At 60.8% G+C, this 19766-nt stretch carries 17 protein-coding genes; 10 read left to right on the forward strand and 7 right to left on the reverse strand.

Annotated elements, in window-relative coordinates; genetic code table 11:
- Window positions 1-111 precede the first annotated feature (111 nt).
- The 3 genes from betC (at window position 112) to CFII64_RS16805 (ending at window position 4252) form a co-directional block, all read left to right on the forward strand.
- Window positions 112-1617, forward strand: a complete 1506-nt coding sequence (betC, locus tag CFII64_RS16795; protein WP_020292006.1) for a choline-sulfatase — start codon at window positions 112-114, stop codon at window positions 1615-1617.
- Between the two features lie 35 nt (window positions 1618-1652).
- Window positions 1653-2579, forward strand: coding sequence for a choline ABC transporter substrate-binding protein (choX, locus tag CFII64_RS16800; protein ID WP_020292007.1), 927 nt, complete (start codon window positions 1653-1655; stop codon window positions 2577-2579).
- 104 nt (window positions 2580-2683) lie between these two features.
- Window positions 2684-4252, forward strand: a complete 1569-nt coding sequence (locus tag CFII64_RS16805; protein WP_020292008.1) for a SulP family inorganic anion transporter — start codon at window positions 2684-2686, stop codon at window positions 4250-4252.
- 81 nt (window positions 4253-4333) lie between these two features.
- Here CFII64_RS16805 and aroE read toward each other — a convergent pair whose 3' ends face one another.
- Both aroE and hemF read right to left on the reverse strand, forming a co-directional pair.
- Window positions 4334-5155: a shikimate dehydrogenase gene (gene aroE, locus CFII64_RS16810; RefSeq protein ID WP_020292009.1), complete on the reverse strand. Its 822-nt coding sequence runs from the start codon at window positions 5153-5155 to the stop codon at window positions 4334-4336.
- Window positions 5156-5289: 134 nt separating this feature from the next.
- Window positions 5290-6207, reverse strand: a complete 918-nt coding sequence (hemF, locus tag CFII64_RS16815) for an oxygen-dependent coproporphyrinogen oxidase (RefSeq protein WP_020292010.1) — start codon at window positions 6205-6207, stop codon at window positions 5290-5292.
- Between the two features lie 172 nt (window positions 6208-6379).
- Here hemF and CFII64_RS16820 point away from each other — a divergent pair, with 172 nt between their 5' ends.
- Entirely contained in the window at window positions 6380-7357 is a 978-nt protein-coding gene (locus CFII64_RS16820) for a quinone oxidoreductase (protein ID WP_020292011.1), read from the forward strand.
- Window positions 7358-7487: 130 nt separating this feature from the next.
- Here CFII64_RS16820 and CFII64_RS16825 read toward each other — a convergent pair whose 3' ends face one another.
- From CFII64_RS16825 to CFII64_RS16835, 3 genes are all read right to left on the reverse strand, one after another.
- Entirely contained in the window at window positions 7488-8045 is a 558-nt protein-coding gene (locus CFII64_RS16825; RefSeq protein ID WP_020292012.1) for an L-threonylcarbamoyladenylate synthase, read from the reverse strand.
- 38 nt (window positions 8046-8083) lie between these two features.
- Window positions 8084-9196: a DNA-processing protein DprA gene (gene dprA, locus CFII64_RS16830; protein ID WP_020292013.1), complete on the reverse strand. Its 1113-nt coding sequence runs from the start codon at window positions 9194-9196 to the stop codon at window positions 8084-8086.
- 121 nt (window positions 9197-9317) lie between these two features.
- A complete protein-coding gene (locus CFII64_RS16835) occupies window positions 9318-10343 on the reverse strand; it encodes a LysM peptidoglycan-binding domain-containing protein (protein ID WP_020292014.1) in 1026 nt (341 codons plus the stop codon).
- 142 nt (window positions 10344-10485) lie between these two features.
- Between CFII64_RS16835 and def the strand changes: the two genes are divergently transcribed.
- The 4 genes from def (at window position 10486) to trkA (ending at window position 14930) form a co-directional block, all read left to right on the forward strand.
- Window positions 10486-10992, forward strand: coding sequence for a peptide deformylase (gene def, locus CFII64_RS16840; protein WP_020292015.1), 507 nt, complete (start codon window positions 10486-10488; stop codon window positions 10990-10992).
- Between the two features lie 138 nt (window positions 10993-11130).
- Window positions 11131-12090, forward strand: coding sequence for a methionyl-tRNA formyltransferase (gene fmt, locus CFII64_RS16845; RefSeq protein WP_020292016.1), 960 nt, complete (start codon window positions 11131-11133; stop codon window positions 12088-12090).
- Window positions 12087-13403 carry a 16S rRNA (cytosine(967)-C(5))-methyltransferase RsmB gene (rsmB, locus tag CFII64_RS16850; protein WP_020292017.1) on the forward strand — a complete coding sequence of 439 codons (1317 nt, stop codon included), beginning with the start codon at window positions 12087-12089 and terminating at the stop codon, window positions 13401-13403. The genes fmt and rsmB overlap by 4 nt, the downstream gene beginning before the upstream one ends.
- Before the next feature lie 153 nt (window positions 13404-13556).
- Window positions 13557-14930 carry a Trk system potassium transporter TrkA gene (gene trkA / locus CFII64_RS16855; protein WP_020292018.1) on the forward strand — a complete coding sequence of 458 codons (1374 nt, stop codon included), beginning with the start codon at window positions 13557-13559 and terminating at the stop codon, window positions 14928-14930.
- A gap of 271 nt (window positions 14931-15201) precedes the next feature.
- On the opposite strand, the gene CFII64_RS16860 is transcribed toward trkA, so the two are convergent.
- A complete protein-coding gene (locus CFII64_RS16860; protein WP_020292019.1) occupies window positions 15202-16089 on the reverse strand; it encodes a lysophospholipid acyltransferase in 888 nt (295 codons plus the stop codon).
- Between the two features lie 38 nt (window positions 16090-16127).
- Window positions 16128-16679 carry a DNA-3-methyladenine glycosylase I gene (locus CFII64_RS16865; RefSeq protein WP_020292020.1) on the reverse strand — a complete coding sequence of 184 codons (552 nt, stop codon included), beginning with the start codon at window positions 16677-16679 and terminating at the stop codon, window positions 16128-16130.
- Between the two features lie 80 nt (window positions 16680-16759).
- Between CFII64_RS16865 and glyQ the strand changes: the two genes are divergently transcribed.
- Both glyQ and glyS read left to right on the forward strand, forming a co-directional pair.
- The gene (glyQ, locus tag CFII64_RS16870; RefSeq protein WP_020292021.1) at window positions 16760-17713 is read left to right on the forward strand and encodes a glycine--tRNA ligase subunit alpha; all 954 of its coding nucleotides are present in this window, start codon (window positions 16760-16762) and stop codon (window positions 17711-17713) included.
- Complete coding sequence (gene glyS / locus CFII64_RS16875) at window positions 17710-19764, forward strand: glycine--tRNA ligase subunit beta (protein ID WP_020292022.1); 2055 nt, start codon at window positions 17710-17712, stop codon at window positions 19762-19764. The genes glyQ and glyS overlap by 4 nt, the downstream gene beginning before the upstream one ends.
- Window positions 19765-19766 lie beyond the last annotated feature (2 nt).

Here is a 19766-nt window from a genome sequence, read left to right on the forward strand (position 1 = left end):
TGGGCTTATCCTAGGTATTGTTTTGCGTGGGCTTTACCTTAAACCCCATGGGTCTCATCCTCAAGCGCAGCACTTTCGCATAAATATTCACTATGGGATGCCGCGAACTACATGAAGCGCAAAAACATACTTTTTATCATGGCCGATCAAATGGCCGCGCCGATGTTGCCGTTCTACGCTTCATCTCCAGTCAAAATGCCCAATTTGAGTCGCCTCGCCGCTGAAGGCGTGGTGTTTGACGCTGCTTACTGCAACAGCCCGCTGTGTGCGCCATCGCGTTTCACTCTGGTGAGCGGCCAGCTCCCGAGCAAGATCGGCGCCTATGACAACGCGGCGGACTTCCCGGCGGATGTCCCGACTTACGCGCATTACCTGCGGCGCCTGGGCTACAAGACGGCGTTGTCCGGCAAGATGCACTTCTGCGGCCCGGATCAACTGCACGGCTACGAAGAACGCCTGACCAGCGACATCTATCCGGCCGATTACGGCTGGTCGGTGAACTGGGACGCGCCGGACGTGCGCCCGACCTGGTATCACAACATGGCGTCGGTGCTGCAAGCCGGGCCGTGCGTGCGCACCAATCAGCTGGACTTCGACGAAGAAGTGGTCTTCAAGGCCCAGCAGTATCTGTTCGATCACGTGCGCAACGATGGCGACCAGCCGTTTTGCCTGACGGTTTCCATGACCCATCCCCACGATCCGTACACCATCCCGAAACCGTTCTGGGATCTGTACAGCGACGACGAAATCCCGCTGCCGGAATTCCAGCCGGATCAAGCCGATCAGGACCCGCATTCCCAGCGCCTGATGAAAGTCTATGATCTGTGGGACAAACCGCTGCCGGATGACAAGATTCGCGATGCGCGTCGGGCTTATTTCGGTGCGTGCAGCTACATCGACAGCAACGTCGGCAAGCTGGTGCAGACCCTTGAAGAATGCGGCCTGGCTGAAGACACGATCATCGTGTTCTCCGGCGATCACGGCGACATGCTCGGCGAGCGTGGCCTCTGGTACAAAATGCACTGGTTCGAGATGTCGGCGCGGGTGCCGATGCTGGTTTATTCGCCGGGCCAATTCAAAGCCGGGCGGGTGACGGCAGCGGTGTCCACCGCCGACCTGTTGCCGACCTTCGTGGCCATGGCTGAAGGTGAACTCAACGAAGGCTTGCCGCTGGATGGCCGTTCTCTGCTACCGCATTTGATCGGTGAAGGCGGGCATGATGAGGTGTTCGGCGAATACATGGCCGAAGGCACCAACAGCCCGTTGATGATGATCCGGCGCGGCGCGTACAAATTCATTTATTCGGAGCAGGACCCGTGCCTGCTGTTCGATATTCATAACGATCCAAAAGAGCGGGAAGAGCTGAGCCAATCGGCCGCTCACCAGCAACTGTTCAATGACTTCCTGGCCGAAGCACGGGCCAAGTGGGATATACCGGCGATACACCACCAGGTGCTCGCCAGCCAACGCCGGCGGCGCTTTGTCGCTGAGTCGCTGGCACTCGGCAAGCTGAAGAGTTGGGATCACCAGCCGCTGGTAGACGCCAGTCAGCAGTACATGCGCAACCATATCGATCTAGACGATCTGGAGCGCAAGGCACGTTATCCACAACCTTGACTCTGCCCAAAAAAACGAAAACATAGGGGAAGTTAATGAAGACGTTATCCACAACACTTGCGGTTGGTGTCATGGCTTTGAGCAGCTGGTCGGCGTTTGCTGCCGATGAGAGCTGCAGCACCGTGAAGATGGCGGACCCAGGCTGGAGCGATATCGCTGCTACCAACGCCATCGCCGGTATCCTGCTCGAAGGCATGGGCTACAAGGCCAAAGTCGACACGCTGGCGGTGCCGATTGCTTACGGCGGCCTGAAGGACGGCAAGATCGACGTCTTCCTGGGCAACTGGATGCCGGCGCAGCAGGGCTTCTACGACAAGTTCGTCGCCACCGGCGATGTAACGCAATTGTCAAAAAACCTCGACGGCACCGAATTCACCCTCGCCGTGCCGGACTACGTCTGGGATGCCGGGGTGCATAACTTCGCCGACCTGAACAAATTCGCCGACAAGTTCGGCAAGAAGATTTACGGCATCGGCTCGGGCGCTCCGGCGAACCTGTCGTTGCAGGAAATCATCAAGAAAAACGAATTTGATCTGGGCGGCTGGAAGCTGGTCGAGTCCAGCGAGCAGGCAATGCTCGCCGAAGTGAATCGCAACGTGAAGAAAGGCACGTTCGTGACCTTCCTCGGCTGGACGCCGCACCCGATGAACGTGCAGATCAAGGGCATGCATTACCTCAAGGGCGGCGAAAAATATTTCGGCGACACCGGCACGGTTCACACCCTGACCCGTAAAGGCTACGCTGCCGCCTGCCCGAACGTGGGCAAGCTGCTGACTAACCTGACGTTCACTCAGGACATGGAAAACAGCATCATGGCGGACGTGACCAATAACAAGGTCAGCAATGCCGCTGCTGCCAAAGCCTGGATCAAAGCCAACCCAGCGGTGCTGGACAAGTGGCTCGACGGCGTGAAAACCATCGATGACAAAGAGGCGTTGCCGGCGGTGAAGGCGACGTTGTAAACGTAGGAGCGAACTTGTTCGCGAGGCGATAATCCTGCATACACAGGAACCTCGCCAACAAGTTGGCTCCTACAGCTGTCCTGCAATCCTTTTAAGAGAGTTTCATGGGTTGGCTCAATCGCCACACATTCCTGCCTTTTCTCGCCTGGCTCCCCCGGCAGACCCGCGCCAGCGTGGGCCGCGATGCCGTGGTGGGGTTGAGCGGGGCGGTTCTGGCCTTGCCGCAATCCATCGCTTACGCCTTGATCGCCGGCCTGCCGCCTGAATACGGTTTGTACGCCGCTATCGTTCCGGTGCTGATCGCGTGTTTATGGGGTTCATCCTGGCATCTGATCTGCGGACCGACCGCTGCGATTTCCATCGTGCTCTACGCCAGCATCAGCCCGCTGGCGGTTCCGGCCAGTCAGGACTACATCGGCCTGATCCTGTTACTGACGTTCATTGCCGGGGTTTTCCAGCTGTTGCTGGGCATGCTGCGTTTTGGCGCGCTGGTCAATTTCGTCTCGCATTCCGTAGTGCTGGGCTTCACCCTCGGCGCAGCGGTGGTCATTGCCCTGGGGCAAATGCCAAACCTGCTGGGCATCGACCTGCCCAGCCAGACCACAGCGCTCAATAGCCTGATGGCCGTGCTTGATCATCGGGGCGAAATCGATAAAACGTCGCTGATTCTTGGACTGCTGACCCTGTCCCTGGGCGTCGGCCTGAAGATTATGGTGCCACGCTGGCCAACGCTGCTGATCACTCTGGTATCGGCCAGCCTGCTGGTCTGGCTGTGGCCGGCGATGTTCGGCCATGTGAAAACCGTCAGCGCGTTCGTTGGCCACTTGCCGCCGTTCAGCCCGCTGCCGCTGGACCTGGAGCTGATCCTTAAATTGCTGCCGAGCGCCGTTGCCGTGGGCATGCTCGGGCTGGTCAACAGCCTGTCGATTGCCCGCTCGCTGTCGTCGCGCTCGCAGCAGTTACTCGACGCCAATCAGGAAGTCCGCGCGCAAGGCCTGTCGAACATGGTCGGCGCGCTGTTCTCCGGTTATCTGTCGGCCGGGTCGTTCACCCGCGCCGCGCTGAGTTTCGAAGCCGGGGCGAGGTCGCCATTGGCTGGCGTGTTTTCCGCGTTATGGGTTGCGCTGTTCGCGGTGGCGGGCGCGTCGTTGATTTCGCACATTCCGATCCCGAGCATGGCGGCGTCGATCCTGCTGATTTGCTGGGGCCTGATTGATCGGCGCGGTATCCGCGCGTTGTTCCGGGTCAGCCGTGCGGAGTTTCTGGTGATGGCGCTGACCTGCCTGGCGACGCTGTTGCTGGAGCTGCAAACGGCGATTTATGCGGGGGTGCTGGCCTCGTTATTCTTTTACCTCAAACGCACCTCGCAACCCCGCGTGCAGCAGTGGCGCGATGGCGATGAAGACATCATGCGCGTCGGCGGTTCGATTTTTTTCGGCGCCAGCCACTACCTGCAAACGCGCCTGCAACGCACTGAAGGCAAACATGTGGTGATCGACGCGCAGCAGATCAACTTCATCGACTATTCAGGCGTCGAGATGCTGCATCAGGAGGCCCGCCGCTTGCGCCTTCACGACCGCACCCTGACCCTGCGCCGCGCGCGGCCGCAAGTCATCGAAGAGCTGCAAAAGCTGGAAGGGGCGGACAAATGCCCCATTCAATTCGAAGATTAGTGTAGGACCGGCTTCAGCCGGGAGGACGTTCTCCAGCCAAAGCCGGTCCCACGGAATCAGGGAAGTTACACGGGCACAGCCTCAGCCCGCCAGCTGACGCCGAAGCTCAGCCAGCACCGGCGTTGAATCCGGGCGCACGCCACGCCACAGCAGGAACGCTTCGGCGGCCTGTTCGACCAGCATGCCCAAACCATCAACGGATTGCGCCGCGCCATGCTCGCTCGCCCAACGGCAGAACGCGGTGGGTTCCTTGCTGTACATCATGTCGTAGCAGAATGTATGGCCAGCCTGGATCAGACTCGGCGAAATCGGCGGCAGCTCACCGGCGAGGCTCGCGGAAGTGGCGTTGATAATCACGTCCACGGACTCTTCCAGCCAATCGAAACCACTGGGGAACACCGGCCCCAGATCGGCGAACTGTTGCGCCAGTTGCTCGGCTTTTTCGACCGTGCGGTTGGCGATGACCAGCACCGCCGGGCGTTCGGCCAGCAAGGGTTCCAACGCGCCACGCACCGCGCCGCCAGCGCCCAGCAGCAACACGCGCTTGCCGCGCAGGCTGATGCCGCAATTGACGGTCAAATCGCGAACCAGGCCCGCGCCATCGGTGTTGTCGCCAAGCAAGGTGCCGTCGGCCAGTTTGCTCAAGGTGTTGACCGCGCCGGCACGCCGGGCGCGCTCGGTCAGGCTGTCGGCCATGCGGAACGCCTGCTCCTTGAACGGCACGGTGACGTTGGCGCCACGTCCTTCATTGAAAAACGCCTGGGCGAACGCCGTGAAGTCATCCAGCGGCGCCAGCGCGGTCCGGTAATCCAGCGCCTGGCCGGTTTGCTCGGCGAACAGGCGATGAATCAGCGGGGATTTGCTGTGGCTGATCGGGTTGCCGAAGACGACGTAGTGATCCATTGGGTTTCCTGAAGCATGACGGGTGAATATTGAATGTGTGGGAGCGAGCTTGCTCGCGAATGGCCCGTAGGAGCGACTTTAGTCGCGAAGGCGTCAATTGCCCTCCCGGCTAAAGCCGGTCCTACAAAACTGAATCACCCCAACGCCAACCAGTCCCGATCCTGCAGGAAATACTCGGTCAGGCGCGCTTCTTCGCTGCCTGGCGCGGCTTTCCAGTCGTAGCCCCAACGCACTTGCGGCGGCAGCGACATCAAAATCGATTCGGTACGCCCGCCCGATTGCAGGCCGAACAGCGTGCCTCGGTCGTAAACCAGGTTAAATTCCACATAACGACCCCGGCGGAATTCCTGGAATTCGCGTTGCTGCACGGTATACGCGGCGGCTTTGCGTCGGCGCACGATGGGCAGGTACGCATCGATGAAGGCGTCACCAATGGCACGGATGAAGGCGAAGCTGGTGTCGAAATCCCACTGATTCAGGTCGTCGAAGAACAAGCCGCCAATGCCGCGCGGCTCGTTGCGATGCTTGATGTGGAAGTAGGTGTCGCACCAGGCTTTGTAGCGCGGGTAAACGTCGGCCCCGAACGGCGCGCAGGCCTTTTCGGCGACGCGGTGCCAATGCACGCAATCGGCTTCGACGCCGTAATACGGGGTCAGGTCAAAACCGCCGCCGAACCACCAGACCGGCTCTTCGCCGTCTTTTTCCGCGATGAAAAAGCGCACGTTGGCGTGGGAAGTCGGCACGTGCGGGTTGTGCGGATGGATCACCAACGACACGCCCAACGCCTCGAAGCCTCGTCCGGCCAGTTCGGGGCGATGCGCGCTCGCCGACGGCGGCAGACCCGTGCCGAATACGTGGGAAAAGTTCACGCCGCCCTTCTCGATGACAGTGCCGTTCTCGATGACCCGGGTACGGCCACCGCCACCGGCCGGCCGCGTCCACGCGTCTTCGACAAAATGCGCGCCGCCGTCTTCGTGCTGCAAAGCGGCGCAAATTCGGTCCTGCAAGTCGAGCAGGTAGGTTTTGACGGCGTCGGTGCGAGTAGATGACATGTCGATCCCTTTAAAAGCTGCAAACGACTGAGCGCCCGTTCTGAAAGGGCCACAGCGAAATTGGGGCGTAGCATACCACCGGCCCGCCGCGCGCCGCAGTTGACGAAGACCAGGTGAAGGAGTCCGATAGGCCCCCTTACATTCTTGTTTCGATTCATGACGGAGAGAGCAAATGGCAAAGCGTATCCAGTTCAGCACTACCGGCGGCCCGGAAGTTCTCGAGTATGTGGACTTCGAACCTGCCGAGCCAGGCCCGCAACAGGTACGTGTGCGCAACCAGGCCATCGGCCTGAATTTCATCGACACCTATTACCGCAGCGGGCTGTATCCAGCGCCGTCGATGCCATCGGGCATGGGTAATGAAGGGGCGGGCATCGTCGATGCGGTGGGCAGCGAAGTGACGCGCTTCAAGGTTGGCGACCGCGTGGCTTACGGCACTGGCCCGCTGGGCAGCTATAGCGATCTGCATACATTGCCTCAGGATCATCTGGTGCATTTGCCGGAAGCGATCAGCTTCGAACAGGCCGCTGCCGTGATGCTCAAGGGCCTGACCGTGCAGTACCTGCTGCGCCAGACCTATGACGTGAAATCGGGTGACACCATTTTGTTCCACGCGGCCGCCGGTGGCGTAGGCTCGCTGGCCTGCCAGTGGGCGAAGTCGTTGGGCGCAAAAGTCATCGGCACGGTCAGCTCGGCTGAAAAAGCCGCACACGCCAAAGCCCTGGGCGCGTGGGAAACCATCGATTACAGCCATGAAGATGTCGCCAAGCGCGTACTGGAACTGACTGACGGCAAGAAATGCCCGGTGGTCTACGACGGTGTAGGTCAGGACACCTGGCTGACCTCGCTCGATTGCGTGGCGCCGCGTGGCCTGCTGGTCAGTTTCGGCAATGCGTCCGGGCCGGTAGCTGGCGTCAATCTGGGCATCCTCGCGCAGAAAGGCTCGCTGTACGTGACGCGCCCGACGCTGGGCTCTTACGCCAATAACGCCGAGAACCTGCAACACATGGCTGACGAGCTGTTCGAAATGGTCGCCAGCGGCAAACTGAAGGTCGACAACATCCAGCAATACGCCCTCAAGGACGCCGCCAAAGCGCAGATCGAACTGTCGGGCCGACGCACGACGGGTTCGACTATTCTGGTGCCTTGATTTAAAAAACCGGAACGCATTTCTGTAGGACAGGCTTTAGCCGGGAGAAACCCGGCGCACTCTGGAGATTTCTATCGCCGGGAATGACGCCCTCCCGGCTAAAGCCGGTCCTACGATCTCCTCAATGCTGTTAACCCGCGCGAACTACCTGCCCGGTAGCGATATCGCGTATCACACTGGGGTTGCGGCGGCCGCCCAGGTTGCCGCCGAGCACGCCATCGATCTGGCCCCGGAAATACTGCTCGACACGTATCCGCGTGCGGGCAGCCGGGCGGCCGGCCGGGTTGGCCGAGGTCGAAATCAGCGGCCCGACCAGCGCGCACAGTTCACGCACAGTCGGGTGATCGCTGACACGCAAGGCCACGGTTTCATGAACCCCGGTAATCCATTCGGGCAACAGGTTTTGATGAGGCACCAGCCAGGTATTCGGCCCCGGCCAGGTGCTGGCCATGCGGTCCAGCCACAGTTCCGGGAAGTCCTCGAACAGGAAATCGAACTGGCGGATATTGTCGGCAACCATGATCAGGCCCTTCTCCACAGGCCGTGACTTGATCGCCAGCAAGCGATACACCGCCTCTTCATCCCATGGATCACACCCCAAACCCCATACCGCCTCGGTTGGGTAGGCAATTACCGCACCGGCGCGAATCTCGCGAGCGGCTTGTTGCACACGCCAACTGCTGACCATTGGTTACATCTCCGATAAACACTGCGAGCAGTTTAACCTTAGCGCGCGCGGCCGAACCATCGTCCCGCTTCACTGGCGATATGCCCGTCCAGCTCAAGCTCGGTCAACGCCGCCAGGACTTTGGGCAACGGCCAGCCACTGGACACTGCAAGCGCTTCGCTGGTCTGCGGCGCCGCATAAAGCAGCGCGAGCAGCGGATGGCGCGGCGCAGCCAGGGATTCGGGGGACGCGCAGGCAGGTGCCTGAACCTGCCAGCCGCGCAAGGCTTCGAGAATGTGCTCGACCGTTTCCACCAGCACCGCGCCATCTCGGATCAGCTGATGGCAGCCGCGGGCGCCGGGGTGATGAATCGAGCCGGGAATGGCGTACACCTCACGCCCTTGCTCAGCCGCCAGCCGCGCCGTAATCAACGAGCCGCTGGCGACGCTGGCCTCGACCACCAGCACGCCAAGGGACAAACCGCTGATGATCCGGTTGCGTCGCGGGAAGTTGCTGGCGACCGGTCCGGCATCCAATGGGAACTCGGAAACCACCGCGCTGCCTTCGGCGGCCATCCTCGCGGCCAACTGACGATTGCGCTGTGGATAAAGTTTTTCGAGGCCGGTGCCGAGTACGCCGACTGTCGCGCCGCCGACATCCAGCGCGCCTTGGTGCGCGGCGGCGTCGATGCCCAGCGCCAGACCGCTGGTAATCACAAATCCGGCGCCCGCCAGGCTGCGCGCGAAAGCCGCTGCGGTATCCAGTCCGGGGCGCGACGCGCGACGACTGCCGACCATGCCCAGTTGCGGACGTTCCAGAATTGCGAGGTCGCCTGCGACGAAGAGCAGCGGGGGTGGATCGGGAATTTCCGCGAGTAAGGCCGGGTACTCCGGAGCGTCCCACATCAATAGATGCTGGCCCGGACGCTCCAGCCAGACCAATGCAGCGCTTGCGCCATCGCGAACACTGGGCTCGCGTCGCGCCTCGGCACAGGCCGAGGGCAGGCCCAATGCGCGCCATGCACTGGCCGGCGCGGACAGGGCCGAGGAGCCGGAACCGAATGCATCAATAAGCTTACGAAAACGCTTGGGGCCGACCTCCGGCAAGCGGTGCAAGCGCAGGCGCGCTTCAAGTTCAGCAGGCGAAGAGGCAGCTTTTTCGAACAGCGGCATGAGATCTTCCTTGATCTGTAGCCCACCTCAGCGGCGGGCCAACCTGTGGATAACTCTGTTGACAACTATTTGATAACTGTTGGTTTTCAACCAGAATTTGTATCAATTCTGCAACATGTGGCTAGGGGTTGCGGACCTTGTCCATAATCTCCAAAGATCGGTTGGCATGCAAAACCAGACCGTAGCTGAGTTTGTCGTAGGTTCGGAAAACCATCAGCAACCCGGATCGCTCATCAGGAATTTTGACTTGTTCACCGGTGATGCGATCCCGGACCATCTCGCCGGTTTTGAAGATGGCCAGGACATTGCCTTCTTCCAGGCCGTCGCGCTTGCCCTTGTCCAGCGTGACCACGTCAAATACGCCGATTTGCGTGACGCCACGCGGGACATCAAGAATCAAACCATCGATGTTGGTCTTGGGCGCACTCGGCAAGAAGCTCGAATTGATCGCGCGCTCTTCACTGACGAACAAACGATCGCCCAGGCGCACTTCCTGAACGGCACGGCGTAGCGTCAGGGTCGATACGTCACCTTCTGTCGCAATTATTTCGCCACCGCCGATGTCGTCGGCGTTGATACCGAGCACTTCCTGGGTCACCGGATCGGTGTACGTCTTGCCCTGACGGAAGATGCCATACACCGGATGCGCCGGGTCGACCGTGCCTCGGGCGTAGATTCGATCGCCCACGCCGCTGAGCACGCGCTCGGCGTTGCCGGCAACGATGTAAGGGGCTTCATCAAACTGCGCGGGATCATCGACGATGCGGTTGCTGAGCAGAAACGCATTGATCGCGCCCAGCGGAATACTCGGGATGGCCTCGATCATGGGCGTGCTGCGTACGCTCGGCGAGAGTTTGATCGTGCCACGGGATTCGCCCCGGTTGAGCACGATGCGCGGCTGGCCGTCGATATAGACCAACGATAGCGAATCGCCGGGATAGATCAGATCGGGGTCGTGAATCTGCGGATTGGCTCTCCAGATCTCGCGCCATTTCCATGGTTCGCTGAGAAATTTGCCGGAAATGTCCCAAAGCGTGTCACCTGCAACAACCGTGTAACGCTCCGGATGGCCTTCCCTGAGTTGCACTTGCGCCTGCACAAGACCGGTCGAGGCCAACAGCAGCAGGGCGAGTAGTGATTTCCTCATGCAGTGAATCCCTTTATCATGTTGCTTTGCGTGAACATAGAGCCCCATCAGGCTCGGTTTCAAAAAACTGGTTGCTCCGCTTCGACGTCTCAAGCCCGGCAGCCGATTTTGACTTTACCCTACAAGTGCAGCTCTTACGTATATGGCTATTTTAAACATCCTCGAATTTCCCGATTCGCGCCTTCGCACCATCGCCAAACCTGTGGCTGAGGTGGACGACGGCATTCGCCAGTTGGTCGACGACATGTTTGAAACCATGTACGAAGCGCCAGGCATCGGTCTTGCTGCAACGCAAGTCAATGTGCATAAGCGCGTCGTGGTCATGGACCTCAGCGAAGACCGCAGCGAGCCACGGGTTTTCATCAACCCGCAAATCGAAACCCTGACCGACGAAGTCGACCAGTATCAGGAAGGCTGTCTTTCGGTGCCAGGCTTCTATGAGAACGTCGACCGCCCGCAGAAAATCCGCATCAAGGCCCTGGATCGTGACGGCAAGCCGTACGAGGAAGTCGCCGAAGGTCTGCTGGCGGTATGCATCCAGCATGAATGCGATCACCTGAACGGCAAACTGTTCGTCGATTACCTGTCCAACCTCAAGCGCGACCGGATCAAGAAGAAGCTGGAAAAACTGCACAAGCAGAACGCTTGAAGTCGCTGGCGATTCGGCCGTAGGACCGGCTTTGGCCGGGAGGGCATTCTCGCGGCTAAAGCCGCTCCTACGACCGGATCGCGCTCCGCAGAGCGACCCCGGTCCCACAGATCACCCCCCTTTCCCTACGAGAAGCCCATGACTGAGCCACTGCGCATCGTCTTCGCCGGCACCCCCGAATTTGCCGCCGAACACCTCAAGGCCTTGCTCGACAGCCCTTACCAGATCATCGCCGTCTACACCCAGCCTGATCGCCCGGCAGGTCGTGGACAAAAGCTGATGCCCAGCCCGGTCAAGCAGCTCGCCTTGCAACATGACATCCCGGTGCTGCAACCGCCGACCCTGCGCGATGCAGCGGCCCAGGCCGAACTGGCGGCGCTCAAGCCGGATCTGCTGGTGGTGGTTGCTTATGGCCTGATCCTGCCGCAAGTGGTGCTGGATATCCCGCGTCTGGGCTGCATCAACAGTCATGCCTCGCTGCTGCCGCGCTGGCGTGGGGCCGCGCCGATTCAGCGGGCCGTGGAAGCGGGCGATGCAGAAAGCGGCGTGACCGTGATGCGCATGGAACTGGGTCTGGACACCGGCCCGATGCTGCTCAAGGCGGTGACGCCGATTACCGGCGAAGACACGGGCGGCACGCTGCATGATCGTCTTGCCGAACTCGGCCCACCGGCGGTTCTGCAAGCCATCGCGGGTTTGGCCGACGGTTCGCTGGTCGGCGAAGTGCAGGACGACAGCCTCGCCACTTACGCCCACAAACTGAACAAAGACGAAGCACGCATCGACTGGAATCGTCCGGCCGTTGAGCTTGAACGACTGGTGCGCGCTTTCAATCCGTGGCCAATCTGCCACAGCACACTCAATGGCGAAGCCTTGAAAGTGCTGGCCGCCAGCATTGCCGAAGGGCAGGGCGCGCCGGGTGAAATTCTCGCCGCCAGCAAGGACGGTCTGATTGTCGGCTGTGGCGAAGGCGCCTTGCGCCTGACCCGCCTGCAACTGCCCGGCGGCAAGCCGCTGAATTTCACTGATCTGTTCAACAGTCGCCGCGAGAAATTCGCCGTCGGCACCGTGCTCGGCCAACCGGTAGCGGGTCAATGAACCCGCGTCTGGCCGCCGCCAAGGCGCTGGCAGCTGTACTCAGCGGCAAGGCATCGCTGAACAGTTCGTTACCGACCCAGATGGACAAAGTTGAAGTTCGCGATCGCGGCCTGACGCAAGACCTCGCATTCGGCACCGCCCGCTGGCAGCCACGGCTGTCGGCGCTGGCAGAAAAACTGCTGCAAAAACCTTTCAAGGCCGCCGATGCCGACGTCGAAGCATTGCTGCTGGTGGGTTTGTATCAGCTGCTCTACACGCGCATTCCCGCCCACGCCGCCATCGGTGAAACCGTCGGTTGCGCCGACAAGCTGAAAAAGCCTTGGGCCAAGGCCTTGCTCAACGCCGTATTGCGCCGCGCCCAACGGGAAAGCGAAGCGCTGTTGGCCGAGCTGGAACATGATCCGGTGGTGCGTACTTCTCACCCGCGCTGGCTGCAAAAGGCCTTGAAAGCCGCCTGGCCGGAACACTGGGAAGCGATCTGCGCCGCCAACAACGCGCATCCGCCGATGATCCTGCGGGTCAATCGTCGGCATAACAGCCGTGATCAATATTTGCAGCTATTGGCCGCCGCCGACATTGCAGCCAACGCCTGCACGTTCAGCCAGGACGGCATTTTGCTGACTGAACCCTGCGATGTGCGCAACCTGCCGGGCTTTGCCGAAGGCTGGATCAGCGTGCAGGACGAAGCGGCGCAACTGGCCGCCGATCTGCTGGAGCTGGCGCCCGGTCAACGCGTGCTCGATGCCTGCTGCGCACCCGGCGGCAAGACCTGCCATTTGCTGGAAGTCCAACCGGCGCTGGCCGGTGTGGTCGCTGTGGATCTGGAAGCCAAGCGTCTGGTGCGTGTGCGGGAAAACCTCGCCCGTCTTGGCCTGAGCGCCGAGTTGATCGCTGCCGACGCCCGGGAAACCGCGCAATGGTGGGACGGCAAGCCGTTTGATCGCATCCTGCTCGACGCGCCTTGTTCGGCAACCGGCGTGATTCGTCGCCATCCGGACATCAAGCTGACCCGTCAGGCTGACGACATTCCGGCCCTGGCGACGCTGCAAGGCGAGCTGCTCGACGCGCTGTGGCCGACCTTGCAGGTTGGCGGCGTACTTTTATATGCCACCTGCTCGACGCTGCCGATGGAAAATACCGAAGTCATCGCCGCCTTCCTCGCCCGGACTTCCGGCGCGCGGGAACTGGACATCGCCGGGCAACTCGGTCAACAACCCCCCGGCCTGAAACAGCCCCACGGCCGCCAATTGTTGGCGCAGGAAGGCGGGCACGACGGGTTTTATTACGCCAAACTGATCAAGATTGCGGCGTGATGCTGCGCTAACAGGCCACGCATCATTTCCGTAGGAGCGGCTTTAGCCGCGAAGAGGCCGGCAAATCCGCCGCAATGCTGTTATCTGGATGCAGCCCTCCCGGCTAAAGCCGGTCCTACGGGTCTTGCGGTAACCGCTTCAAGGAGCACCTGATTGAAAATCATCATCCTCGGCGCAGGACAGGTCGGCGGGACGCTGGCGGAACATCTGGCCGGTGAAGCCAACGACATCACGGTGGTCGACACCGACGGCGATCGGCTGCGTGATCTGGGCGACCGCCTGGATATCCGCACCGTGCAGGGCCGAGGCTCGTTCCCGACCGTATTGCGTCAGGCTGGCGCCGAGGATGCTGACATGCTGGTGGCCGTGACCAGCAGCGACGAGACCAACATGGTCGCCTGCCAGGTGGCGTACACGCTGTTTCACACCCCGACCAAAATCGCCCGGGTGCGCGAGGCGGCTTACCTGACGCGCGCCGGGCTGTTCGACAACGACGCGATTCCCGTGGACGTGCTGATCAGCCCCGAGCAAGTGGTCACCAACTACATCAAGCGCCTGATCGAATACCCAGGCTCCTTGCAGGTGATCGACTTCGCCGGCGGCAAGGCGCAACTGGTGGCAGTGAAGGCCTATTACGGCGGGCCATTGGTAGGTCAGCAATTGCGCCAACTGCGCGAACACATGCCCAACGTCGACATGCGCGTGGCGGCTATCTTCCGTCGCGACCGGCCGATTCTGCCTCAGGGCGATACCGTCATTGAAGCCGACGACGAAGTGTTCTTCATTGCCGCCAAGGCTGACATTCGCGCGGTGATGGGCGAGATGCGCCGGCTGGACGAGAACTACAAACGCATCGTCATTGCCGGCGGCGGGCACATCGGCGAACGTCTGGCCGAAGCGATCGAAAGTCGCTATCAGGTCAAGATCATCGAGATGAACCCGGCGCGCTGCCGCTACCTTTCGGAAACCCTCAACAGCACTGTAGTCCTGCAAGGCAGCGCCTCGGACCGCGATCTGTTGATGGAAGAGAACATCGCCAACACCGATCTGTTCCTGGCGCTGACCAACGACGACGAAGCCAATATCATGTCGTCGCTGCTGGCCAAGCGCATGGGCGCGCGCAAGGTGATGACCATCATCAACAACCCGGCTTACGTCGATCTGGTGCAGGGCGGGGAAATCGATATCGCGGTGAGCCCGCAACTGGCGACCATCGGCACCTTGCTGACGCATGTACGGCGGGGCGATATCGTCAGCGTCCATTCGCTACGTCGGGGCGCGGCGGAAGCCATCGAGGCCGTGGCCCATGGCGACGCCAAATCCAGCAAGGTGATCGGCAAGGCCATCAAGGACATCGCGCTGCCGTCGGGCACCACCATCGGCGCCATCATCCGCGCCGACGAAGTGATCATCGCCCACGACGCCACCGTGATCGCCTCGGGCGACCACGTGATCCTGTTCCTTGTGGATAAAAAATACATCCGCGATGTGGAGCGGCTGTTTCAGGTGGGGTTGAGTTTTTTTTAACGCCCCTGACTTCTCCGCCGGGCCGCCCCGTAGGAGCGGCTTCAGCCGCGAGCCGCGTTCAACACCAAGATGCATGCTTTTGCATATAACAGCCTCCCGGCTAAAGCCGGTCCTATGGGCGCCCCTGACTTCTCCGCCGGGCCGCCCCGTAGGAGCGGCTTCAGCCGCGAGCCGCGTTCAACACCAAGATGTAAGCTTTGGCATATAACGGCCTCCCGGCTAAAGCCGGTCCTGCGGTTGCTGCGGGTCGCGTTGAGCCGGGTGGCGGCTTTCAATACCAGCGGGCTTCCCCGGCAGGGCGCTTCTTGAAGCGTTTCATCGTCCACATGTATTGGCTCGGATACGCACGCACGTATTTCTCGACGACCTTGCTCATGGCCGCAGCCGAGGTTTCGGCGTCGGTGCTGTACATCGCTTCCGGCGCGGCTTCGAGGACGACTTTGTAGCCTGAACCATCCGGCAGGCGCATGGCGTGCAGGAACACACCGACCGCTTTGCCGCCCGCCAGCATGTTGGGCACGAACTTGCTGGTCAGGGCCTGAGTGGCGAAAAACGGCACGAAGATACCCGCCGATTCCGCAGGTTCCGGATCAGCCGGAATGCCCACCGAGCCGCCTTTGCGCACTTCCTTGATGACACTGAGAATGCCTTCCTTGGTGGACGCGGCGACGCGGTTGCCCAGTTGCACGCGCTGTTTGCGCAGCAGATCGTCCACCGCCTTGAGCTTTGGCGGCCGATAGAAAATGATCGGTTTGCACTGGCTGCAATAGAAGTGATTGAGCACTTCCCAGTTGCCCAGGTGGCTGGTGATGCCCACCACGCCTTTGCCGGACGCCAGCGCTTCCTTGAGCACGTCGAGGCCTTCGACTTCGCGGACCAGATCGATGGATTTCTGGGCCGGCCAGATCCAGGCGCAAGCGCTCTCGGTCAGGGTCTTGCCGATGTCCATCAGACTCTGCCCGACCAGACGCTCGCGTTCGGCGGCGTCCATTTCCGGGAAGCACTTGGCGAGGTTGATCCGCGCCACTTCACGGGAGCGGTTCGGCAGTTTCCACATCAGCCAGCCAATGCCGGTGCCGACCCACTGCACAACGCGCCACGGCAGCAGGGCAAACAGGCGCAATGCGCCCACCATCAGGGCGCCTTTAAACTTTTCCACAGATCACTCCCTAAATCTCAAGGCGGCCATTGTAACCATCAGCGGGTCAGAACCGCGTAGCAATCACAGTCGATGGTGTGATCCATGACCATGCCGCTGGACTGCATGTACGCATAACAAATGGTCGGTCCGACGAACGTGAAGCCGGCCTTTTTCAGGGCTTTGCTCATGGCTTCGGCCTCCGGCGTGATCGCTGGAACCTCGCTGCGATCCTTGAAGTGATTGACCTTCTGCTGCCCGCCGACGAAGGACCAGAGAAACTCCACCGGATTGTCCAACGCCAACCACGCTCTGGCGTTGCGCCGCGCGGCGTTGAGTTTCAGGCGGTTGCGAATGATGCCCGGTTCGAGCATCAGCGCTTCGATCTCGGCGTCCGTCATGTCGGCGACACGCTGCACGTCAAAGCCGAACATGACCTCACGATAACGCGGGCGTTTCTTCAGAACCGTGATCCACGAAAGGCCCGCCTGGAACCCTTCGAGCAAAAGCAACTCGAAGAGCTTCTGCGCATCGCGCAGCGGTACGCCCCACTCCAGATCGTGATAATCGATGTAAACAGGGTCATTGTTGCACCAAAAGCAGCGTGCCATATGGCTCCCAAGGGTGGAGGCGCGGCCGAATCGGGTATACTCCCGCTCTTTAAATCGCAGCCCCAGTACAGGTGAATTTCGTGAGCCAGCCTACGCCAGCCGTGCGTACCTTCCAAGACTTGATCCTCGCCCTCCAGCAATACTGGGCCGAGCAAGGTTGTGTGGTACTTCAGCCCTACGATATGGAAGTAGGCGCCGGCACTTTCCACACTGCCACGTTTCTGCGCGCCGTCGGCCCGGAAACCTGGAACGCAGCCTACGTACAGCCAAGCCGTCGTCCTACAGATGGCCGTTATGGCGAAAACCCTAACCGCTTGCAGCATTACTACCAGTTCCAGGTGGTGCTCAAGCCAAACCCGGACAACTTTCAGGAGTTGTACCTGGGCTCGCTGAAGCATGTCGGCCTGGACCCGCTGGTCCACGACGTGCGTTTCGTCGAAGACAACTGGGAATCGCCGACTCTGGGCGCCTGGGGTCTGGGCTGGGAAATCTGGCTCAACGGCATGGAAGTCTCGCAGTTCACCTACTTCCAGCAAGCGGGCGGCATCGAATGCTACCCGGTGACCGGCGAAATCACTTACGGCCTGGAACGTCTGGCCATGTACCTGCAGAACGTCGACTCGGTCTATGACCTGGTCTGGGCTGACGGTCCATTCGGGCGCGTGACTTATGGCGATGTGTTCCACCAGAACGAAGTGGAGCAATCGACCTACAACTTCGAACACGCCAACGTCGACAAGCTGTTCGAACTGTTCGATTTCTATGAAAGCGAAGCCAAGCGCCTGATCGAACTGGATCAACCGTTGCCGCTGCCGAGCTATGAGATGGTCCTGAAGGCATCGCACACCTTCAACCTGCTGGATGCGCGACGGGCGATTTCCGTCACCGCGCGTCAGCAATACATTTTGCGTGTGCGCACCCTGGCCCGCTCGGTTGCGCAAGCTTATCTGATGGCCCGCGCCAAGCTGGGCTTCCCGATGGCACCGCCCGATCTACGTGATGAAGTGTTGGCTAAGCTGGAGGCGCAACAATGAGTGCTCAAGATTTCCTGGTTGAACTGGGCACCGAAGAGCTGCCGCCAAAAGCGCTCAACACCTTGGCCGATGCATTTCTGGCCGGTATCGAAAAGGGCTTGCTCGCCGCAGGTCTGACGTTCAGCGCCAAACAGGCCTACGGCGCGCCGCGTCGTCTGGCTGTGCTGATCACCGATCTGGCGACCCAACAACCGGATCGCAGCGTCAATCTCGATGGCCCGCCACGTCAGGCGGCGTTCGATGCTGAAGGCAATCCGACCCAGGCTGCATTGGGTTTCGCCAAGAAGTGCGGCGTTGATCTGAGCGAAATCGATCAGAGCGGCCCGAAGTTGCGCTACAGCCAGAGCATCGCTGGCAAAGCGACAGCCAGCCTGCTGCCAACCATCGTTGAAGACTCGCTGAACGACTTGCCGATTCCCAAGCGCATGCGCTGGGGTGCTCGCAAGGAAGAGTTCGTGCGTCCGACCCAATGGCTGGTCATGTTGTTCGGCGATCAAGTGATCGACTGCACGATCCTGGCCCAGACTTCCGGTCGCGAATCCCGTGGGCACCGCTTCCATCATCCGCAAAGCGTGCGCATCAATTCGCCCGCCAGCTACCTCACTGACCTGCGCGCAGCGTATGTGCTGGCCGACTTCAACGAACGTCGCCAGATCATCATCAAGCGCGTCGAAGAGCTGGCAACTCAGCACGAAGGCACCGCTATCGTGCCGCCAAGCCTGCTGGACGAAGTGACCTCGCTGGTCGAATGGCCAGTGCCGCTGGTGTGTTCGTTCGAAGAGCGCTTCCTCGAAGTACCGCAAGAAGCCTTGATCATCACGATGCAGGACAACCAGAAGTATTTCTGCCTGCTGGACGCTGACGGTAAATTGCTGCCGCGCTTCATTACGGTCGCCAACATCGAAAGCAAGGACCCGCAGCAGATCGTCCTGGGTAACGAGAAAGTCGTTCGCCCACGTCTGACCGATGCCGAGTTCTTCTTCAAGCAGGACAAAAAACAGAAGCTGGAGACTTTCAACCAGCGCCTGCAGAATGTCGTGTTCCAGGCGCAGTTGGGCAGTGTTTTCGACAAGGCCGAGCGTGTTGCCAAACTGGCGGCATTCATTGCCCCACGCATTGGCGGCGATGCACAACGCGCCGCACGCGCCGGGCTGCTGTCCAAGTGCGATCTGGCGACCGAAATGGTCGGCGAATTCCCTGAGATGCAGGGCGTTGCCGGTTATTACTACGCCAAGGCCGACGGCGAAGCAGAAGATGTCGCTCTGGCGCTCAACGAGCAGTACATGCCGCGTGGCGCGGGCGCAGAACTGCCGACCACGTTGACCGGCGCTGCGGTTGCCATCGCGGACAAGCTCGACACCCTGGTCGGGATCTTCGGCATCGGCATGTTGCCGACTGGCAGCAAAGACCCGTATGCACTGCGTCGCGCGGCGCTGGGCATCCTGCGCATCCTGATCGAGAAACAACTGGATCTGGACCTGATCGAAACCGTGAAATTCGCGGTCAATCAGTTCGGCGCCAAGATCAAGCCGGCCGGTCTTGCCGAGCAGGTATTGGAGTTCATCTTCGACCGCCTGCGTGCCCGTTACGAAGACGAAGGCGTCGAAGTTGCGGTTTACCTGTCGGTGCGTGCCCTGCAACCGGGTTCGGCACTGGACTTCGATCAGCGCGTGCAAGCCGTTCAGGCGTTCCGCAAATTGCCTGAAGCGGCAGCGTTGGCCTCGGTCAACAAGCGCGTTTCCAATTTGCTGAGCAAAGCCGAAGGCAAAATCGCTCAGACGGTTGAGCCCAAGTACTTCGACAATGCTAACGAGTTCTCCTTGTACTCGGCGATCCAGCAAGCGGACCAGGCCGTCGCGCCTATGGCCGCAGCGCGTCAGTACAGCGAAACCCTGGCACGTCTGGCCGCCTTGCGTGAACCGGTCGACGCGTTCTTTGAAGCGGTGATGGTCAACGCCGAAGACGCCAGCGTGCGGGCCAACCGCTATGCGTTGCTGGCACGTCTGCGCGGGCTGTTCCTGGGCGTTGCGGATATCTCGCTGCTGGGTTGATC

Origin of the sequence: Pseudomonas sp. CFII64 (assembly GCF_000416235.1) — a bacterium.
GTDB lineage: Bacteria > Pseudomonadota > Gammaproteobacteria > Pseudomonadales > Pseudomonadaceae > Aquipseudomonas.

What these genes read in the sequence shown, in the direction of transcription:
- betC (WP_020292006.1), top strand. Translation starts at nt 112, where the DNA reads ATGAAGCGCAAAAACATACTTTTTATCATGGCCGATCAAATGGCCGCG.
- choX (WP_020292007.1), top strand. Translation starts at nt 1,653, where the DNA reads ATGAAGACGTTATCCACAACACTTGCGGTTGGTGTCATGGCTTTGAGC.
- CFII64_RS16805 (WP_020292008.1), top strand. Translation starts at nt 2,684, where the DNA reads ATGGGTTGGCTCAATCGCCACACATTCCTGCCTTTTCTCGCCTGGCTC.
- aroE (WP_020292009.1), bottom strand. Translation starts at nt 5,155, where the DNA reads ATGGATCACTACGTCGTCTTCGGCAACCCGATCAGCCACAGCAAATCC.
- hemF (WP_020292010.1), bottom strand. Translation starts at nt 6,207, where the DNA reads ATGTCATCTACTCGCACCGACGCCGTCAAAACCTACCTGCTCGACTTG.
- CFII64_RS16820 (WP_020292011.1), top strand. Translation starts at nt 6,380, where the DNA reads ATGGCAAAGCGTATCCAGTTCAGCACTACCGGCGGCCCGGAAGTTCTC.
- CFII64_RS16825 (WP_020292012.1), bottom strand. Translation starts at nt 8,045, where the DNA reads ATGGTCAGCAGTTGGCGTGTGCAACAAGCCGCTCGCGAGATTCGCGCC.
- dprA (WP_020292013.1), bottom strand. Translation starts at nt 9,196, where the DNA reads ATGCCGCTGTTCGAAAAAGCTGCCTCTTCGCCTGCTGAACTTGAAGCG.
- CFII64_RS16835 (WP_020292014.1), bottom strand. Translation starts at nt 10,343, where the DNA reads ATGAGGAAATCACTACTCGCCCTGCTGCTGTTGGCCTCGACCGGTCTT.
- def (WP_020292015.1), top strand. Translation starts at nt 10,486, where the DNA reads ATGGCTATTTTAAACATCCTCGAATTTCCCGATTCGCGCCTTCGCACC.
- fmt (WP_020292016.1), top strand. Translation starts at nt 11,131, where the DNA reads ATGACTGAGCCACTGCGCATCGTCTTCGCCGGCACCCCCGAATTTGCC.
- rsmB (WP_020292017.1), top strand. Translation starts at nt 12,087, where the DNA reads ATGAACCCGCGTCTGGCCGCCGCCAAGGCGCTGGCAGCTGTACTCAGC.
- CFII64_RS16865 (WP_020292020.1), bottom strand. Translation starts at nt 16,679, where the DNA reads ATGGCACGCTGCTTTTGGTGCAACAATGACCCTGTTTACATCGATTAT.
- glyS (WP_020292022.1), top strand. Translation starts at nt 17,710, where the DNA reads ATGAGTGCTCAAGATTTCCTGGTTGAACTGGGCACCGAAGAGCTGCCG.